General features: G+C 41.7%; 16 protein-coding genes. 1 reads left to right on the forward strand and 15 read right to left on the reverse strand.

Annotated elements, in window-relative coordinates; translation table 11 throughout:
• Positions 1 to 45: 45 nt before the first annotated feature.
• Positions 46 to 1,596, forward strand: a complete 1,551-nt coding sequence (locus AC4HAL_RS00570) for a putative cross-wall-targeting lipoprotein signal domain-containing protein (RefSeq protein ID WP_491092464.1) — start codon at positions 46 to 48, stop codon at positions 1,594 to 1,596.
• Between the two features lie 472 nt (positions 1,597 to 2,068).
• On the opposite strand, the gene AC4HAL_RS00575 is transcribed toward AC4HAL_RS00570, so the two are convergent.
• The 15 genes from AC4HAL_RS00575 to prfB form a co-directional block, all read right to left on the reverse strand.
• Positions 2,069 to 3,811: an ABC transporter ATP-binding protein gene (locus tag AC4HAL_RS00575; RefSeq protein WP_491092465.1), complete on the reverse strand. Its 1,743-nt coding sequence runs from the start codon at positions 3,809 to 3,811 to the stop codon at positions 2,069 to 2,071.
• Positions 3,801 to 5,543 carry an ABC transporter ATP-binding protein gene (locus tag AC4HAL_RS00580; protein WP_491092466.1) on the reverse strand — a complete coding sequence of 581 codons (1,743 nt, stop codon included), beginning with the start codon at positions 5,541 to 5,543 and terminating at the stop codon, positions 3,801 to 3,803. Before AC4HAL_RS00580 ends, AC4HAL_RS00575 begins: the two co-directional genes overlap by 11 nt.
• Positions 5,544 to 6,302: 759 nt before the next feature.
• On the reverse strand, positions 6,303 to 6,842 hold the full coding sequence (locus tag AC4HAL_RS00585) for a VanZ family protein (protein ID WP_491092467.1): 540 nt from the start codon (positions 6,840 to 6,842) through the stop codon (positions 6,303 to 6,305).
• On the reverse strand, positions 6,842 to 7,948 hold the full coding sequence (gene rlmN, locus AC4HAL_RS00590; RefSeq protein WP_491092468.1) for a dual-specificity RNA methyltransferase RlmN: 1,107 nt from the start codon (positions 7,946 to 7,948) through the stop codon (positions 6,842 to 6,844). Before rlmN ends, AC4HAL_RS00585 begins: the two co-directional genes overlap by 1 nt.
• A 2-nt stretch (positions 7,949 to 7,950) precedes the next feature.
• Positions 7,951 to 8,526, reverse strand: a complete 576-nt coding sequence (locus AC4HAL_RS00595; protein ID WP_491092469.1) for a YutD family protein — start codon at positions 8,524 to 8,526, stop codon at positions 7,951 to 7,953.
• 195 nt (positions 8,527 to 8,721) lie between these two features.
• On the reverse strand, positions 8,722 to 9,807 hold the full coding sequence (locus tag AC4HAL_RS00600; RefSeq protein WP_491092470.1) for a SepM family pheromone-processing serine protease: 1,086 nt from the start codon (positions 9,805 to 9,807) through the stop codon (positions 8,722 to 8,724).
• Positions 9,797 to 10,288: a pantetheine-phosphate adenylyltransferase gene (coaD, locus tag AC4HAL_RS00605; protein ID WP_491092471.1), complete on the reverse strand. Its 492-nt coding sequence runs from the start codon at positions 10,286 to 10,288 to the stop codon at positions 9,797 to 9,799. The genes AC4HAL_RS00600 and coaD overlap by 11 nt, the downstream gene beginning before the upstream one ends.
• A complete protein-coding gene (gene rsmD, locus AC4HAL_RS00610; RefSeq protein WP_491092472.1) occupies positions 10,278 to 10,817 on the reverse strand; it encodes a 16S rRNA (guanine(966)-N(2))-methyltransferase RsmD in 540 nt (179 codons plus the stop codon). The genes coaD and rsmD overlap by 11 nt, the downstream gene beginning before the upstream one ends.
• Before the next feature lie 48 nt (positions 10,818 to 10,865).
• Positions 10,866 to 11,951, reverse strand: a complete 1,086-nt coding sequence (locus AC4HAL_RS00615; RefSeq protein ID WP_491092473.1) for an MmcQ/YjbR family DNA-binding protein — start codon at positions 11,949 to 11,951, stop codon at positions 10,866 to 10,868.
• Between the two features lie 843 nt (positions 11,952 to 12,794).
• Positions 12,795 to 13,787, reverse strand: coding sequence for an aspartate--ammonia ligase (asnA, locus tag AC4HAL_RS00620; protein WP_491092474.1), 993 nt, complete (start codon positions 13,785 to 13,787; stop codon positions 12,795 to 12,797).
• A gap of 537 nt (positions 13,788 to 14,324) precedes the next feature.
• The gene (locus AC4HAL_RS00625; protein WP_491092475.1) at positions 14,325 to 14,966 is read right to left on the reverse strand and encodes a DUF2812 domain-containing protein; all 642 of its coding nucleotides are present in this window, start codon (positions 14,964 to 14,966) and stop codon (positions 14,325 to 14,327) included.
• Positions 14,967 to 14,997: 31 nt separating this feature from the next.
• Positions 14,998 to 15,312 carry a PadR family transcriptional regulator gene (locus AC4HAL_RS00630; protein ID WP_447452423.1) on the reverse strand — a complete coding sequence of 105 codons (315 nt, stop codon included), beginning with the start codon at positions 15,310 to 15,312 and terminating at the stop codon, positions 14,998 to 15,000.
• A 656-nt stretch (positions 15,313 to 15,968) separates the two neighbouring features.
• Positions 15,969 to 16,883: a permease-like cell division protein FtsX gene (ftsX, locus tag AC4HAL_RS00635; RefSeq protein WP_447452424.1), complete on the reverse strand. Its 915-nt coding sequence runs from the start codon at positions 16,881 to 16,883 to the stop codon at positions 15,969 to 15,971.
• Positions 16,876 to 17,568 carry a cell division ATP-binding protein FtsE gene (gene ftsE, locus AC4HAL_RS00640; RefSeq protein ID WP_447452425.1) on the reverse strand — a complete coding sequence of 231 codons (693 nt, stop codon included), beginning with the start codon at positions 17,566 to 17,568 and terminating at the stop codon, positions 16,876 to 16,878. The genes ftsX and ftsE overlap by 8 nt, the downstream gene beginning before the upstream one ends.
• Positions 17,569 to 17,590: 22 nt before the next feature.
• Positions 17,591 to 18,689 (reverse strand): peptide chain release factor 2 gene (gene prfB / locus AC4HAL_RS00645; protein WP_491092476.1). Its coding sequence is split into 2 segments (ribosomal slippage): positions 17,591 to 18,616 and positions 18,618 to 18,689, totalling 1,098 coding nucleotides; the frame shifts between segments, so codons are not numbered across the junction.
• Between the last annotated feature and the right edge of the window lie 87 nt (positions 18,690 to 18,776).

Genomic DNA, 18,776 nt, shown 5'->3' on the forward strand with positions numbered 1-18,776 from the left:
ATATCTCACTGTTAAAACAAATAATTTTATTAGATAGGAAGTACTATGCAGAAAGATACATTCAGCAAACGTAAAACTAAATTCGCAGGTCTCTGCGGAGCCATCCTTGCCACTGCTACTATCGCTGTAGGTGTTGGTACGACCGTTCAAGCCGACGAGGCGACAGCGGCTACTGATACAGCAGCTCAACAAACTACTGCGACCGATGCCAGCAAGGAAGAAAAGATTACGGTTGAAACCGAGCCGGTATCAACTACTGCGGCCAATACTGCTGCGGCTCCAGCAGCCGACACGGTAGCTGCTGTCCTCCCTGAATCATCAGCTCCAGCTGAAACAGTTACGATCACGGCACCTGCTGCAAACACTGTTGCTGATGCTTCTGCAACAGCAGCCAATACTGCCCAAGCAACCCCACAAGCTGAGCAGCAGGCAGCTGCTCCTGCTAACTCAACGTCGCAGCCCCAGTCCGTTAACTCGGTTGCTACTAAGCCAGAAAATACAGAAGAATACGGTACTGTAGACTTTGACCAAACTTTGACTGCGACAGCAAAAACCGCCCCTGTGACGGATGTTAACTACGATGGTACAGCTGATGAGTATATCGAAGTGGCTGATCCAAATCAGCCCTATACACCAAATGCGGGCAACATCGCCAAGTATCTGAATGAATACTTGACCCAACTTCGTCAACTTAACGGAATCAATGTGCCAGTACCAGAAGCTAACGATTTGATGAAGGCATACGCACAAGCGCGTGCTGATGAAGAAGCATCTGAAACTGACGGTATTGACCATGATACCAATCTAGGTTTCCCTGATGGTGTCACTGCTTATTCTGAAAACGGGCACCAAGATGGACTAGCCTCTATTGCTCAAAAGAACGATGCAGGCCAAAACTTAGGTTCAGACAAGGCGACTGCCTACTACTTGGCATTAAGCTGGTTCTCGGACTACTTTAATATTGCCAGTGGTGATGGTATGGAATCTTTCGGACACGCCATTTCTATCCTTTCTAATAGCGGGGAGGGCATGGCTCTTGGTCTCTCAAATGCTGGTGAGGATGCTTTCTACGCTATGTTAGAAATCGGCAGCAATGGTGAAATCCGAAACGAGGATGGTTTCACTACGACAACAGACGCTAATGGTAACTATGTTCTCAATTACAACGGGCAGCAGGTAAAATTCTTGCCTAAAACAACTTTCCACTATGTGACTAAGGATCCTTCAGCAGTTGCCCAAACATCTGATCCAAGTGATGATGCCAATACTGGTAATGATAGTGCTAATACTGAACAGAATAACCCAGCAAACGGAAATGATCCAGTCGGTGCTGGTAATGGGGCGGCAGCAGGCAATAATGGAAACCGCAATAATAATACTCAAGCAGCTGCTCCTACGGCTGCTGGTACACGACCTGTAACGATCGATGCTGCTCAGACAGATGGCAAAGGTAGTGCTTCTGTTCAAGATAAGCAAAGCAATAACCTTCCTAACACAGGTGAGTCTACTCAAGCAGCCCTTACTGCTGTCGGTGCCGTTTTAGCCTTGGCCGGCCTCGGTTTGACAACGAAGCGCAAATTAGGATCAGAAGACTAAGGTGATATATACTCCTATAGAAAAGAGGTTGGTAATGTTCCAACCTCTTTATATTTGTGCTTGGGACAGATTAATTTAAAAGACTAATTATAACAGCATCAGAAAATTGATGAATAAATAGCTCTCTGAATAACATCATCAGTACTGCGCCAAAGGCCTACTCTCAGGCTATCCGTATCTATCTAGTCTATGTCCTTCCGAAGAATAAAATTGAAATTAAAAGTAGAAGCTCGCCATCTGAACTTCTACTTTTTTTAGTATAGAGTCTGGTGTAGTTTCTTACTCACCAAGGAAACTGCACTATCCTTTTATAAATCTATGAGTCTGAAAAACAAAGGACAGAAAGACTCACATTGCTATACCTAATCACGATCTCTTACAGATGCTTTTTATAGAGTGATGGCAAAGCAATAGGCTCGGCTAGCTGCTTCATTTTCTATCAAATCAAGGATGGGCAGTTTAATTTTGTAGTTTAAAGCATACCGGCTTGGAGCTGGTACATACGGTAGTAGATTCCTTGCTTAGCCAAGAGCTCCTCGTGTGTCCCACTTTCAATGATCCGCCCTTTATCTAAGACATAGATACAGTTAGCATCCTGAATCGTTGATAAACGGTGGGCGATGGCAATAGTTGTTCGGCCTTGGCGCATTTTTTTCAGAGAAGTCTGGATAACCTCCTCAGTTTCTGAGTCAATATTAGCTGTAGCCTCATCAAGGATGAGAATCTTGGGCTGGCTGGCTACCGTTCGTGCAAAAGCCAAAAGCTGACGTTGACCAGTCGAGAAAGTTGATCCTCGCTCTGTCACTGGCTCATCGTAGCCCTGTGGTAGCTGCTTAATAAAATCAGCTGCATCGACAAATTCTGCTGCTTCTGCTACCGCTTTATCACTGATGTCCTGATACATACGAATATTGGATTTGATTGTTCCATGATAGAGAAAGGGATCCTGTAAAACTAAACCAATAGCAGAGCGCAGTTCTTCCTGCGAATAATTACGAATATCCTGACCATCCAAGAGGACCTGACCTGATTGAAATTCATAAAAACGCATAAAAACATTGATAATCGAGGACTTTCCTGAGCCAGTTGGACCGACAAAAGCGATTGTTTCACCCTTATTGACCTTAAAACTAATATTATCTAGAATTTTTCGTTCGCCATCGTAAGAAAAGCTAACATTTTTAAATTCAATATCGCCGTTTTCAACTCTCAAATCCCGTGTCTGTTGCTTTGGTTCATAGTCATCACGATCAATCAGCATAAAAACACGACCAGCCGAAACCATGGAAGTTTGTAAAGTTGAAAAATTCTGAGTTACTGAAATTAGCGGGTCGAAAAGGCGATTGATATATTGGATAAAGGCGTACATAAGTCCGGCTGTGATTCCAAACGTTTGCCAAGTCAAACCAAAATAAGCCATCAAAACAGCATAGCCTAGGAGCTTTAAAAGCGACATAGCCGGCCGTAGAAAAATACTATCCAAGAGTACCGAGCGATTAGCATAACGCAGGTGATCCTGATTGATCTCTTCAAACTCTTCTTTGAGTCGCTCCTCCTGACGAAAGGCTTGGATCACCCGAATTCCTTCAATAGATTCAGAAAGCTTAGTGTTAATATCACTCAGCTTGCTGCGGGTTGCCTCAATAACACTGACCGATTTTTTACGGTAGAGATCAACTAAAATAAAGATAAAAGGCAAAAAGAACACAATAATGGCAGTCAGACGGATATCCAAGACTATCATGGTATAAAGGGTTGTCGCAAAAATGAAGACAGCCGAAATAAAGCTAGATAAAATCCCTGAAAACATCTGACTAATAGCCTCAGTATCATTGGTCAAACGAGAGACAATGGATCCTGCTGGGGTCTGATCGAAATAAGACATGCCCAAATGCTGGACATTGTCAAAGGCGTCCTGACGAATATCCCGAACAATACTGTAGGCCACCTTGGAGAAGAGATAATTCCCTACATAGGAGAAAATCATCTGCAAGACATAAAGCAGAAAATAGCCCAAAAGGATCATCAGAGCTACTTGATTGACATTTTCAATATAACGATCGATAAAATAACGTGCTACTAGAGGAATTACTGTTTGCACGATAGTTGTTAAAAGCAGGAAAGCCAAGGCAAAAGCAGTTAACCACTTATAGGATTTCAGGTAGGCCATGAGTCGCTTAAATACCAGTTTCTGGCTCATTACTTTAGTTTCCATCAAGCTCTCCTTCCATTTCAAGTTGCTGTGATTCATAAGTCTGGGCATACCAACCACCTTGCTCCAAGAGTTCTTCGTGCCGTCCGCGTTCAATGATTCGTCCCTTATTCATGACTAGGATTAAATCACTGTGGACAACGGCACTTAGGCGGTGAGCCGTAATGATAGTTGTTTTTTGCTGGCGCGTTTCTTTAAGATTATCAATAATGGTGTATTCTGTCTTAGCATCAACAGCTGACAGGGAATCATCCAAAATAAGGATTTCTGGTTCCATAATCATAGCGCGAGCCATAGCAATCCGCTGCTTCTGTCCACCTGATAGCGAAACACCTTTTTCGCCGATTAAAGTATCAAAACCATCAGGCATGGCTTGAATATCCTCATAAACCTGAGCTAGTTTAGCAGCAATCTCAACTTGCTCCATACTTAAATCAGGGTTGGAAAAACGGATATTCTCTAAAATTGTCATGGCAAAAAGAAACTGATCCTGAGGTACATAACCGATAAGACTGCGTAAGTCAGACAGACGGTAGTCCTTAATATTATGACCGTTAAGGCTGATAATACCAGAAGTTACATCATGTTGACGCAGCAAAAGCTTAAGTAAGGTTGTTTTTCCAGAACCAGTCTGACCGACGATTCCCAGAGTCTGTCCTTTTTCAAGCGTGAAATGAATATCGGCCAAACTCTCCTCGTCTTCATAATCAAAACGATCAATATCGTAGCTAATAGCACCATTTTCAATAGTTTCCAAGGGCTGCCTAGCCTCAATAACATCGCTCTCTTGAGCTAAAAGCTCAGAAATGCGATCGTAGGAGACATTACCACGCTGACTGATATTAAAGAGAAAGCCGATCGCTTGCAATGGCCAAACCAACATATCTAAGTAAGTAATGAAAGTGACTAAACTACCGACCGTCACGAGACCTGCTGTAATCAAATAAGCACCAACTAGGAGAGTTAGGACATAGCTAGAACCGACAAAAATTAGCGTAATCGGAGTGAACATGCTATTGTAGCGCATGCTGACGAGATTTTTCTCAAAAGTTGCCTGATTGATTTTGGCAAAACTATCAGATTCTTGCGCTTGATAACCAAAGGACTTGGTTACCTTTATCCCCGACACGCTCTCTTGTACCTTATTATTAAGATCAGAAAAAGCAGCCTGTGCTCCCTTGAACGATTCATGATTTTTACGCCCCAGGCGGCTTGTCGCAAAAGCCATTAAAGGTAGAGGAATGATAGCAATCAGAGTCATCTGCCAAGAAATAGTAAAAAACATGGTAATAAGTGTTACCAGAGCTGTGATAGAGGCGTCAACAGCCGACATAACACCAGCTCCTGCCAGCATCGTCAGGGAATTAATATCATTAGTCGCATGGGCCATTAGATCTCCAGTACGGTACTTCTGGAAAAACGAGGGTGACATTCTAGTGAAATGCTCAAACAGGCGACTGCGTAAAATTTTACCCAAACGATAGGAAGTCCCCAAGAGATAAACCCTCCAGACTAATCGTAAGAGATACATACCAAGGGCAGCTAAGAGTAAAATAATTAATTTTGTCAGTAAGCTCGTTAGGGTTAAGTCTTTAGCATCAATCGAATCAATAACCTGTCCCATCACCTTAGGTGGGATCAAATTAAGCACACTGACTAAACTCAATGACAAAATTCCAATTAGATAGCGGCGTTTCTCAAGTTTAAAGAACCACCAAAGTTTTTTTATAATCACTTCTAATTCCTCTCTCAAAATGGAAAAGGGAGTTTAAAAGCCCCCTATCTCTTAAAAATCAAATAAACAACCCAGAATTAGCAATCTTCGGGTTAAAGTCCTGGTCAAATTCGCGTCTGCTTAGTACTTACTAACTTGCACTGCACTGGTGATTTACATGGTTGTAAAGTCCATCCGTATAAGTCAAGAAATTCAGATGGGGGGTGCAGTCCCAAATCCAGTGAATTTACTAAGGCTAAAAACTTAAAAAGTGGCCTTTCTCCCCAAGAGCAAGGCACATTTACTAACAGAATTCTAGTGACTTTCAAAGAGTGTCCATTTTTTTAGTTTTAGCCATAACAAGAGTCTGGGACAAAAGTCCAGACTCATTAGTATATTCTAAGTTTACTAAATTGATACAGTAGGGGGAGTAAGACGTGTTGGCTATGCTAAGAAGTCTTACCCCTAACAGTTCATTAGGTGCTTTGGTACCAATGAACCACTGCTGATTGGCGACCCTTATCTTGTGGAGCTCAATCCCATTTTCAAGCGCTACCTTAGTGGACTGTTTAACGCGACCACGTAAGTGATAGCTCCAACAGCTAGGGAAACTTGTTGGAGGTTAGCTAATACCATGAACTCTGTTCATCATATTTCCAGACTGCCAAAGCCTGCCACCTAAAAACAAGAAAGTGGTAGAGATCTGGGCCTTAAAATGGGAGAGCAAAGAAAATCAAAATCGTGATTCCATCACAATTTACTGATTGAGTCTCTCTCTGTTTATTTCTTCTTATGTGACAATGTCTTAACTATTATAGATTGTAACACAGGCAGTAGCCACAGAGCAACTAATCCGCCTAAGGTATTAAAGATAAGATCATCAATTTCAAAAACCCGATTAAAATTAAAGAGCAGATCCAAGAGAATCTGAGTAGACTCGATGAACAAACTCATAAGAAAGCTCATCACTAAGACTAAACGCCAGCGGCGCCACCTTTTAAACAGTGCCAAAAGCCCCAGCAGGACAGGAGTCAGTAAAAAGAGATTGCTGAAATTCTGCCCCATGACCCAAAAAAGCTCCTTTAGAGTATCTAGCTGTCCAATACTGATAAAAGAATTAAAGGGTACCAGTAAGACAGGAACCCGACCCAAGTAATGGATATTAGGCGTTTCAACTCCAGTCATTTCAAATGGCTGGGGAGCAAAACACAGATAGATCAGACAGAGACCGTATCCTGTCAACAGGAAGCAAGTAAGCTTATATCCTAAATCTGTAACTTCCGCCTCCCCATCAAACAACCGTTCTAAAATTTTAGTCATTAGTTAGCAGCCCCTGCCACTGCTTTTTGGCGATCGCGCTTCATCGTATTAGAGCGAAGTTGACCACAGGCCGCATCAATATCAGTACCATGCTCTTGACGAACCACACAGTTGACGCCATTTTTCTTAAGAACATCATAGAAAGCATCCACACGGTCCTTGGTTGAGCGACTGTATTGATCATGTTCAGATACAGGGTTATAAGGAATCAGGTTGATATAGGAAAGTTTGCGGATAGATTGGGTTAAGTCAGCCAGTTCTTGCGCATTTTCAGGAGAATCATTGACCTCATTGAGCATGATGTATTCAAAGGTCACTCGACGGTTGGTCTTCTTGATATAGTATTCGATGGCATCAAAGAGCTTTTCTAAAGGGAAAGACCGATTGATACGCATGATACTGGAACGTAAGTCATTGTTAGGAGCATGCAAAGACACAGCCAAATTGACTTGAATACCTTCATTAGCAAACTCACGAATCTTGTGAGCCAAACCTGATGTCGATACTGTAATATGACGAGCACCGATGGCTAAGCCGTTATCATCATTGATGGTATGCAAGAACCTAATAACATTATCATAATTGTCAAACGGCTCACCAATCCCCATAACGACAACATGACTGACGCGATCGCCTTCACCACGGTCATCCAAGTATTTTTGCACCAGCATAATCTGAGCAGTAATTTCCCCATTGTTAAGATCGCGCTGCTTTTTAATCAAACCGCTGGCACAAAAGGTACAGCCGATATTACAGCCGACTTGGGTAGTCACACAGACAGATAAACCATAGTGCTGCCGCATAAGTACCGTCTCAATCAGCATGCCATCCGGCAACTCGAAAAGATATTTGATAGTCCCATCGGCGGATTCTTGAACGATGCGCTGTTTAAGAGGATTAAAGCAAAAATTCTCTTCTAAAACAGCGATGAACTCCTTAGAAATATTAGTCATTTCTTCAAATGATTGGACGCGTTTTTTATAGAGCCAGTCCCAGATTTGAGTGGCCCGAAATTTTTTCTCACCGTGTGCCATAGCCCAATCAATCAACTCATCTCGAGTTAGTCCGTAAATTGACGGCTTCACGGCAATCCCTTCCTTAGTCATATTCAATTTTCCTTCTTTCTAATCGTGAAATGCTGATGGTAGTTTTCCTCTTTTGAATCGTTTATTTCCTGCTTCTTTTTGCTTCCCCTTTTATTAAAATGACGATGCGACTGACTATTATCCTCTCTCACCTTAAAAGAAGACTCATTAGGATTAATTGGGGAGCGGGAAGAGCGACGCTTGCGGTTATCGCGGCGGCGACGACGATCTCCCTCATCAGACTTCACTTCTCTTGGTTCAGGATTAGCCAGCAGGAAATAGGCGCAGCCAAAATTACAATACTCTTTCAGGTAGTCATCAAGACGGCTAATTTTACTATCCGTTTTGACAACTCTATCATCCTTATAAAATCCCCTTAGGCGCAATTCATCACTGGACCAATCACCGAGAATATAGTCGTATTTAAGCAAAATTTCCGAAAAACGCTGCTGGAAATTCTCCAGCTTAAAACCCTCCCGATAATTATCGACCAATTCCAGACTGATCCCATCAGACTGAATATGATTATCAAAAACCACAAAACTTGGCCCCGGAAATTTATTATAATTTAACATTTCAGGGGAAATTTCTCGTCTCATCGGCTTCCCTTCTTTCAGCAGTAATCTAACACTAGTAGTTCCATTAACCTTATTATTATACACTATTTTGAATCAGATATAAAATGGCAGGTAATATAGTGACTAAAGTCAGCTTGGGTAGGTCAATAATTTCAGGTGGAGAATATAAAATCAGAGAACCAAAAAATCACGACCTTCACCGTGATTTTGATTTTTTTATTTCTTCAAGTAATCAATAGCATCTTGTGCAGTTTTAACTGGAACAATTTTCATGTCAGAGTCGATATCTTTAGCAGCCTTCTTGGCTTCTTCATAGTTATTTCCTTTAGGGTAGTACTGTTCTTCATTCTTTTTAATAGGATTATCAGGAACAAAGAAGATCTCCGCTCCTGATTTATCAGCTGACACCACCTTTTGTGAAACACCGCCGATATCACCAACGCTTCCATCTGGTTCAATAGTCCCTGTACCTGCGATCTTGCGCCCTTGCAAGAGGTCTTCCTGATTGAGCTGGTCATAGATAGACAGGGTGAACATCAGACCCGCACTGGGACCACCAACGCCTTCCGTAGAAAATTTAACCTTTTGTTTGGAACTAACCTCGGTATGATCTGTCAGCGAGATACCAATACCATTCTTGCCGTTTTTTAGCTTAACAACCTTACCGTCAGCTGATTTTTTCTGATTTTTGCGCGTGTATTGAACGCTGACTTTGGAACCACGCTTGAGCCCACTAACATACTTTACCAAGTCCTTTGAATTTTTAAAGGTCTTGCCATTGACTCCTGTCACTGTATCAGCAATCTCTAAAACTCCTTTGAACGTTGAATTATCTGCAATATCCAAAACATAGACACCCTTGTAATCCATATGAACCTTCTTATCAGAAAGCTTCATAGCTTGGTAAACAGCCGTATTCTGGGAATTCTCCATATAATATTGATTCATTAATTCAAACTCCTTGGTACTGGCACCACCAGTCATCTCATCATCAGAGACAACATCCGTATAGGGTGTCAGCCAAGCATAAAAAAGCTGAACAGGAGTTCCCCGCCGTACCTCTACAGCTACAAAATTATAAGAGCCTTTACTCTTATTAGCTTTACCGTCTACAGTTACAACTTGGTTGATATCATAGGCTCCCCCCGGAACCTCTACATAGTAGGGTAAAGGGGCAAAGAGGCAAAAAATAAGCAGCAGAAGTAAGCTGCCCAGTAGACCACCTAGCAGCCACCACTTAAAGCGTTTAACAAAGCCGCTGAAACCCTGATACTGCTCATTTTGAGCGTAGCTAATCGTCATTTTGTACTTTCTCCAATTCTAAGGCAACTGCTTCAGGAACATAAGGGCGTACATCTGCCCCAAAATGAACTAGTTCTCGAATACGCGAAGAACTAATCTGTGAATACTCGGGAGAGGACAATAAATAAATCGTCTCCAGCTGGGGGGCTAAGTCATGATTGAAATAGTCCAGACTGGTTTCATAATTAAGATCCTGAGTATTTCGTAAGCCACGTATCAAAATACCAGCCCCAATATCTCTAGCAACTTCCACGGCCAGCTTATCATGCGAGGAAATGACGGAAATATTAGGCAAACCAGCAACCGCCTGTTCGATTAAGAATTGCCGCCTGTCTACACTAAAAAAACCTGGCTTTTCCTGATTAAAAAAAATTCCTACATAGAGATGATCAACAAGGTGACTGGCCCGCCTAAACAAATCCACGTGGCCATTAGTGACAGGATCAAAAGATCCTGTAAATAAACCGATTTTATCTGACATAAATTGTTACCTTACTAATTCCATATATTTTCTGTTTCCATGTATAAAACTGGCCAATATTCTGCGGCAAGACGACAGCCTTGTCAGTCTCGCAGACAATCATCACATCCTCGGACAAGAGATTAAGCTTCTCTAAACTGAGGATATTTTGAACTATTTCTTCCTCTGCGTAAGGAGGATCCAAGAACACTAAATCAAAGGGCCCCGTCAATAGCCGCAAGGCTTGTTGAGCCTTCTTTTTAATCAGATAGAACTGCCCTTGCGATTTGGTTATCTTAATATTATCTGCAATAATGGCCTGAGCCCTGGGATCCTTCTCTACTAAAACAGCTTCAGTCATCCCACGAGATATCGCCTCGATCGAAAGACCTCCGCTACCAGCATATAGGTCTAAGACGCGGCCACCATTAAAAAATGGGCCAATCATACTATAAATAGCTCCCTTGACCTTATCAGAGGTCGGCCTAGTTATCTTGCCTGGTAAAGTCTTTAAAGGACGACCACCAAATCTTCCAGCAATAATTCTCATGTTCACTATTATATCAAAATTTATCAAGCATGCCGCCAACAAAGTATCCTAGCCTTTTAGCTGATTGACAACATGGTCAATTAGCTCCTTAGTCATGCGTCTGGGACCGCGAACCGTTTTAACTCCTTGTTCTTTAAGCAGATCCATAGGCAGTTCCCAATCTTCAAAAGTCTTAACCCTCTCAATTTCCATCAAGGCCTTAATGTCCGACCGATCGCGGTAACTTTCATTAGGAATATAAGTCTCTAACACACGGCAGGCATAGCGCACTGCCTTTATAGGGGCAGTCATATAAATAAAGACCCAGTCTCCCTTTTGAATCTGCGCCTTCTGCGTCCATTTAATCCTATCACTAGCCGCAAACTCTGCATCAATATCATAATATTTAGGATTAGCAGGAATCAGCCAGTAGTCGGGACCGCTTATTGATTTATAGCCTTTAGGTCCAACCAAAGATCGGCTCTGTTCTACGAGTTCAAATATATGATTATCTGATAAGCTGTCATCCAAAACAATAGAAATCCACGATTGCTTATTCATGTGATAGCTAGAATAAATACCATTTATCTGCAGCAAATCAGGTAAACGCTCTTTGGCAATCTTAATATTAATCACCTCTACCTGACGCTCTAAATCTCTTTCAGCTAAACGATTATCGTCTTTAATCAATTTCCCAAATGCAAGGGGGAAAAGTAAGGCATACCATTTTTGATTAGCAGGGTGACGAAAGGCAGCATATTGAGGATATTTAGCAAAGGGATAGTCAAATTGGTCACCAAATTTTATCGCTAGATGATGGGCTAAGCGATTGGACTGCGGAAAATCAAAAGGATGCTCATCAAAACAGGCTTGTGCAATATCCTCTAAGAGCGCACCGTAAGCCTCTCGAACCTGACCAACGTAATGACCCACACCCGTAGTTACGTGAATAGCTGTATATTCCTCATCCAAGTCTTTATCAATCAGGCAGCCACTCACACGACCATTCCTTGCTATATTAATCTGAGCCTCAAAATCCCCTTCCATAATATCAGCAGCATAAGAATAACCTGTCTGCGTCTGATAAAAACCATATGCTATCAATTTGTGCTCATCAGGAGTTTTACGCCTAAAAAATTCATCTTCAAATGCCATTTTTTCTCCTTTACTAAGATACAAAGGGCGTCAAAAGCGACTAGGATTTTAGGAAGGTGACGCTGTGTGCTGGCACACAAGGAAGCTTATCTAAATCCCGAGCTTTTAGCCCGTGTTCAATTATCAAGATACAAAGGGCGTCCGCGGATTAAGCAAAAATAGGAGGTTCGACGAAGACGCTTGCGTCTAGGAAGAAACTATCTTTTTTGCACAAGCCGCAGCCCGTGTTCAATTATCAAGATACAAAGGGCGTCCGCGGATTAAGCAAAAATAGGAGGTTCGACGAAGACGCTTGCGTCTAGGAAGAAACTATCTTTTTTGCACAAGCCGCAGCCCGTGTTCGATTATTAAGATACCAAGCCGTTAAGCGACTCAAAGAAATTTAGGGAGCCGGACGAAGAAGCCCCGAAGATTCTAGGAAGGCGAGTCTAATTTCACAGAGTCGTAGGCGGGTTCAATTACCAAGATACGGCAGAGGCTTGTTATCTAAGTGCTTTACACTTGATAACAAACGCCAATCACTATGGTGAATTGGCTACCTCTCCCACTAACTCCGTTTGGTTAGTAAAATCGACTAGCCAAACTTCATGTCGCTAAGCCGTTAAGCGTCTCAAAGAAATTTAGAGAGGCTGACAAAGCCCCAAGCTTCAGTCTTTTTCTGTTTTACTAATATTGCTTTTTAATCCCTAAGTTGAGCTTTACCGAGAAACCATATATTCAAAAGTACAAAAACCCATTATTTTGAGTTTTAAAGGGTATGAGCATGGAAAATGGATCTGTTTCTTATTATAACATTTATAAAAAAAAACAAACAGGCCTGCCCAGCCCGCTTGCTTTTATGGTCTACAAAATATTATCAAATTCTTCACGTACCTGATCTGGCCAAACACTGGATTGGACTTCACCGATATGCTTTTTGCGCAAAAGATACATAGCCATACGCGATTGTCCAATACCGCCGCCAATAGTTAATGGAAAGAGACCATTAAGCAGAGATTTATGCCACTCCAACTGCAGTCGCTCTTGATCGCCGGTAATCTCAACCTGGCGTTTAAGCGCTTCCTCATCCACCCGGATTCCCATAGACGAAAGTTCAAAGGCGTGCCCAAGCGCCTCATTCCAAACTAAAATATCACCATTTAAGCCGTGGTAACCCTCTTCTGACTCAGATGTCCAGTCATCATAGTCTGGTGCGCGGCCGTCATGCGGCTTACCATCTGCTAGCTCCCCGCCGATACCAATTAAGAAGACGGCACCGTACTCCTTGGTAATGGCATCCTCACGTTCTTTGGGCGTCAAATCAGGGTATTTTTCAACCAATTCCTCAGTGTGAACAAAGGTAATCTTCTTAGGCAATACAGCGTCAATATCAAAACGTGCTTCAACGGCCAACTCAGTCAGGCGAATAGCCTTGTAGACTTGCTCAACGGTTTCTTTGAGATAAACAATATTGCGACGACCATCAGGAATAACCTTCTCCCAATCCCATTGATCAACATAGACGGAATGGATTTGATCCAAAGAATCTTCATCGGGACGCAGAGCCTTCATATGAACAAAGAGCCCCTCACCTTCATTGAAACCAAAGCGCGCCAAAGTATGACGTTTCCATTTGGCTAGAGAATGAACAACTTCATAAGTCTCGTCAGGAATTTTGAGGACATTCACACGCACAGGATTTTCCACCCCACTCAAATTATCTTGCATACCATCTCCGACTCGGCTCAAAATAGGCCCTTGTACTTCGACGATATCAAGCTTATCAATCAAATATTGAGTGAAGGTATTCTTCACAAAAGAAATCTCCTGCTGTTGATGAATGAAGCTCTTCTTCATAGGCTTTCCCTCCTTAAACTACGAGACTTAATCTAACTCTATCAAACCTGCAAAAAATATAAGTATTTTCAATAGATTTGGAGTCAGCACATTATGCCCGCTAAAAGTAATATGACCATATTATACTCCTATTTACCACATAAGAAAAGAGTTTTTTGAAAATTCCTGAAATAGATTTTCAAAAAGAGTAGGTCATAAAATACAAGTAACAGTAACTTCTAGAGCCCGAAAACTTTGAAAATCTAATCCTTCTTTCTAAAATGGGAATCAAACCGTCTCAAACGAATAGGGAGAAAAGTAGAGTTAACTGGGTTTTTAAACCGAAATATGACAATTGAAAGCCAACAAAGCAAGGTACTACCCTGAATTACAAATTTCCTGTCAAACTTAGTCACGATAGGCCTCATCACATGAATCTCAGTATTTCTAAATAAGAAAACAAAAGCGGCATAAACAGACATAAGATACCAATATACAATCATGCAATCTATAAGGTTAGAGATTAAAGAATCACGATTTGGCAGAAATCAATTTTCCTTAACCGCGATACTGCTTGTAGCTACTGAGACAGACTTTTACATAGCCTAATGAAATTAAAAGATAAATAATAGCAAGCGTTGGGGTCCTAAAAAGGATAACAAATGGTGTTTCAAATAAGAAAGAAAACCAGAAGGAGGTTCCCCTTAGCTGCCACAGACCAGGGGTTAAATACTGTTCTTTCACGTTCATAAAGGAAAACAAAAAATCATTGTTGGCCTTGCTGATAAATTCCATAAGTGCTAATGAGAAGAAAAATAGCGCTAAGCCACCTAGGTTAGATATTATCCTCTTTTGTAGAGCTCTTTTAGACTCTTTATCTGAAAAAATATTATCACTACTATACTGGGCATTTGTTTGTATCTTTAAAAAATATTTTTTTCCTGCCCACTTATCACCGTAAATGAATTTCCATCCACTGTCATTAAACAGGGTCAAGTATTCCTGAAAATCCTCCCTCGTCATTTTACTCCTAAAGTCTAACCTGACTGGTTTAACGAAGTCTTCTTCATGTAACTTTTCAAAGGTGTATCTAAAAAGTAATGGATTTACCGCAGTGAGACGATAGCCACCTTTTTGAATAGCATTTATCCATTCTTCCTCTTGTTTTAAATTATAAAAGAATACACGATATTTCTTCATAATTTGCCCCTTTCTAAATCCTTCCTGTATATTATTTTTTATCCAAGTTATTTGCTATGGTCACCATTTTTTTCAATCGCTGGATCTCTAATTCCAGTATTTCTCTACCAGCTGAAGTTATTTGATAGACTTTCCGACGTTTATCATTACTTGGAACTGATTGAATCCATTGTAGTTTGAGAAGATTTTCAATAGCACCATACATTGTCCCAGCAGCTATCCAAACATCGCCATCACTCATCTCATCAACCTTCTGCATGATGGCATAGCCATGAGCCGGTTCAAATAGAGCCAATAAAATATAATAAGTCGTTTCCGTCAAGGGAAGATCCTTATTGCGCCTCATGTTTTGTCCTTTCTAATATTATATCGTTCAACTATACAGTTAAACTTTATAGTGATATTATATACAGTTAAACTATATATGTCAACTGTATAATCAGCCACCAACTAAGCTGGTGGTTCTCTTGTTTTTCTCTCTGAGAAAGACTGACTGGAAACCGTAAGAAAAAGAGTCTGGGACAAAAGTCCAAACCCTTAGTAGATACTCTAGATTTATCAGATTGGCGCAGTGATTGGAGGTAAGACTTGTTGGCTATGCCAAGAAGTCTTACCCCTGCACAGTTCATTAGGTGCCTTAGCTCCAATGAACCACTGCTGATTGGTGGTCCTTATCTTGGGACGCTTCCCTATCTTAGGCACCCCCTTAAACAGTCCAGTGGACTGTTTAACTACCACCCAAGTGATAGCTCCAACAGTTTGGGGATAGACTGCCAAATCCTGCCATCTAAAAACAGGAAAGTGGCAGAGGCCTGAGCCTTAAAATAAGAGAGCGAGGACAATCAAAATCGTGATTTTGCCACGATTACTGATTGAGCCCCACTCTCTGTTCAACTACTAACTGTGATAATGAAACACTGAAATCATAGCGTCTTTATGATTATACTCTCTAAATCGAACCGGTACCAACCTAATGGCTACTCAAATATTAACTTTGCTGCCTTAGGCTCTAAGGTAACGACTGATAGAAATCATGGATCCGATAGAACCAATAACAATACCGATTAAAAACAGGCTCCCCACCAGATAGTAAAGGAAGGGGTCAGCTGGGTAAAGGCCAAGGTTTTCAGCTGCCAAAGATGGGCCAATACCATTTAAGCTTGCCTTATAAAGGAAATAAACAACCACGGCCGGTACAATCGCACCTAAAATACCGATCCAAGCTCCCTCAAAGAAGAAGGGTGTTCGAATATAAGAATTCTTAGCACCGACCAAGCGCATAATGACAATATCATCTTTACGAGACATAATAGTAATGCGAATAGTATTAGAAATTAGGAAGATCGCTACTAACACCAAAAGTACTGTACCAGCCGTTCCCCAAGTTCGAATACGACCGACTACCGCAGTTAATTGTTCGGTATCAACACCGCCGTAATTAGCATCATTAACGCCTTCAATTTTTTTAATCTCCTCGGAGATCTTTTTCATGTCATCCGCTGAATCAACTTTAACTAAATACGCATCGTAGAGAGGGTTGTTGGTTTCATCGTAAGACCAAGCTTCCCCATATTCATCCTGCAGATTTTTCAGCTGCTCATTCCGATCGGAGAACTTAATAGATTTGACACCATCAATAGCCTGAATCTGATTATAAATAGTATGATAACTATCATTATTGCTGCCATCAGAGTTTGTCTGATGCCCATCAAAAACATTGGTTTCCATGTAAACATTGATTGTCAGATTATTTTCGACATCGTTCCCCAATTTGTTAATATTGAGCAAGACAGCGGCAAAAAGTCCAACCAAAGCCAGAGTGATGGTTACAGATGACACAGCCGCAAAGGTCATCCATCCCTGCCGCCTCAGGCTAACAAAGGATTCTTTTAAGTGGCGGAAAAAACTACTAATCATTGTAACCGTACTCCCCTTTCTCTTCGTCACGGACAATCTTACCTTCTTCCAAGGCTAAAACACGATGCTTATGAGTATTGACAACCGTACTATTATGAGTTGCCATCAAGATCGTTGTTCCTTGTTCATTGATACGTTCTAAAAGGGTCATAATCTCCTCAGAAATTTCTGGATCTAAGTTACCAGTTGGCTCGTCCGCAATTAAAACTCGCGGATTGTTGACCAGTGCACGCGCAATTGCGACGCGCTGCTGCTCACCACCAGATAGCTGCTTAGGGAAAGAACGTTCTTTGTGTTTCAGCCCTACTAGTCTGAGAACCTCCTTAACCCGTTTTTGAATAATGCGGGGCTTTTCACCAATAACTTCCATCGCAAACGCCACATTTTCATAAACCGTCTTGTGGTTAAGTAATTTGTAATCCTGAAAGACCACACCGATGGAACGACGCAGGATAGGAATCTGTCTCTTTTTGATTTTATTGAGGTGGAACTGTCCAACCTTGATCGAACCTCGGCTAACAGGCTCTTCACGGTAGAGCAGGCGAATCAAGCTAGATTTTCCTGCTCCTGAGGGACCAACTAGGTAAACAAACTCTCCCTGTCGGATATTCAGCGAAATATCCCGCAGGGCCGCAGCACCGCGATCATATTTCTTAGAGACTCTTTTTAATTCAATAAGTGCCATAGTTTTCCTTTCTGAATCTATCTTATTCTTCTATCCGCCATTTGAGATAGGCATCAACGAAGCCATCAAGATCGCCATCCATAACCCGATCAACCTGAGCAACTTCATAACCGGTACGGTGATCCTTGACCATCGTGTAAGGGGTAAAGACATAGGAGCGAATTTGACTGCCCCAAGTAATTTCTTTCTTGTCACCCTTGAGAGCAGAAACTTCTTGCGCTTTTTTCTCCTGTTCCAATTGATAGAGCTTAGATTGGAGCATCTTCATTGCTCGATCACGATTACCATACTGGGTACGGTCTACCGTCGATGCCACAACAATGCCCGTTGGGAGATGGGTCAAACGAACACCCGTCGAAACCTTGTTAACGTTTTGTCCACCAGCACCACCTGAACGGAAGGTATCCATTTTAATGTCATCTTCACGCACCTCTATCTCTATACTGTCATCCAATTCCGGCATGACTTCAACCGATGTAAAGGAGGTGTGGCGACGTTTAGCTGAATCAAAAGGCGATATCCGAACTAGGCGGTGAACCCCCATTTCCGACTTAAGCAGGCCGTAAGCATTAGGACCTTCAAAAGAGAGGGTTACTGATTTAATACCGGCTTCATCACCAGCCTGATAATCTAAGGTTTCAACCTTAAATCCCTTGGCATTGCCATAACGCTGATACATGCGCAGCAGCATATCTCCCCAGTCCTGAGCCTCGGTCCCCCCTGAACCCGGATGAATTTCTAAGATAGCATTATTATTATCGTAAGGTTCGGACAAGAGCAAGGCCATCTCGTAACTGGTCATCATCCGATCTAATTTTTCAAGCGTTTCTTCCAATTCTTCCTGAACACTGCTGTCTTCCTCCAGCATTTCTAAATAAAGATCGGACTCCTCTGCTAGCTCTTCCATTTGCTTAAAAGTATCGTATTTTTGCTTAAGTTCATTGAGCTCCTGTGAAGTTTTTTGAGCAGCGATATTATCATCCCAGAAATCTGGCTCTGTCATCTTGTTTTCCAACAAAGCGATGTCTTCTTCTAGACGATCGAGGTCAAAGAGACCTCCTGAAGCTAGTCAACTTCTCTTGATTTTCTACTATTTTTTGACGGATTTCAGCCACTTCCATTAGGTTTCTCCTATCTACTTAGTATCCCTAGTATTTTACCACAAAGCCCTTAAATTTGCCATGTGTTGTATTGTTACTTCTGCTATT

The sequence above is a fragment of the Streptococcus sp. ELY_125 genome (genome assembly GCF_058314535.1).

Bases quoted from the DNA above. Each gene is read 5' to 3' on its own strand.
- AC4HAL_RS00595 (WP_491092469.1), bottom strand. From the start codon at position 8,526: ATGAGACGAGAAATTTCCCCTGAAATGTTAAATTATAATAAATTTCCG.
- AC4HAL_RS00600 (WP_491092470.1), bottom strand. From the start codon at position 9,807: ATGACGATTAGCTACGCTCAAAATGAGCAGTATCAGGGTTTCAGCGGC.
- AC4HAL_RS00575 (WP_491092465.1), bottom strand. From the start codon at position 3,811: ATGGAAACTAAAGTAATGAGCCAGAAACTGGTATTTAAGCGACTCATG.
- AC4HAL_RS00625 (WP_491092475.1), bottom strand. From the start codon at position 14,966: ATGAAGAAATATCGTGTATTCTTTTATAATTTAAAACAAGAGGAAGAA.
- AC4HAL_RS00615 (WP_491092473.1), bottom strand. From the start codon at position 11,951: ATGGCATTTGAAGATGAATTTTTTAGGCGTAAAACTCCTGATGAGCAC.
- ftsX (WP_447452424.1), bottom strand. From the start codon at position 16,883: ATGATTAGTAGTTTTTTCCGCCACTTAAAAGAATCCTTTGTTAGCCTG.
- asnA (WP_491092474.1), bottom strand. From the start codon at position 13,787: ATGAAGAAGAGCTTCATTCATCAACAGCAGGAGATTTCTTTTGTGAAG.
- AC4HAL_RS00630 (WP_447452423.1), bottom strand. From the start codon at position 15,312: ATGAGGCGCAATAAGGATCTTCCCTTGACGGAAACGACTTATTATATT.
- AC4HAL_RS00585 (WP_491092467.1), bottom strand. From the start codon at position 6,842: ATGACTAAAATTTTAGAACGGTTGTTTGATGGGGAGGCGGAAGTTACA.
- rsmD (WP_491092472.1), bottom strand. From the start codon at position 10,817: ATGAGAATTATTGCTGGAAGATTTGGTGGTCGTCCTTTAAAGACTTTA.
- rlmN (WP_491092468.1), bottom strand. From the start codon at position 7,948: ATGACTAAGGAAGGGATTGCCGTGAAGCCGTCAATTTACGGACTAACT.
- ftsE (WP_447452425.1), bottom strand. From the start codon at position 17,568: ATGGCACTTATTGAATTAAAAAGAGTCTCTAAGAAATATGATCGCGGT.
- AC4HAL_RS00570 (WP_491092464.1), top strand. From the start codon at position 46: ATGCAGAAAGATACATTCAGCAAACGTAAAACTAAATTCGCAGGTCTC.
- coaD (WP_491092471.1), bottom strand. From the start codon at position 10,288: ATGTCAGATAAAATCGGTTTATTTACAGGATCTTTTGATCCTGTCACT.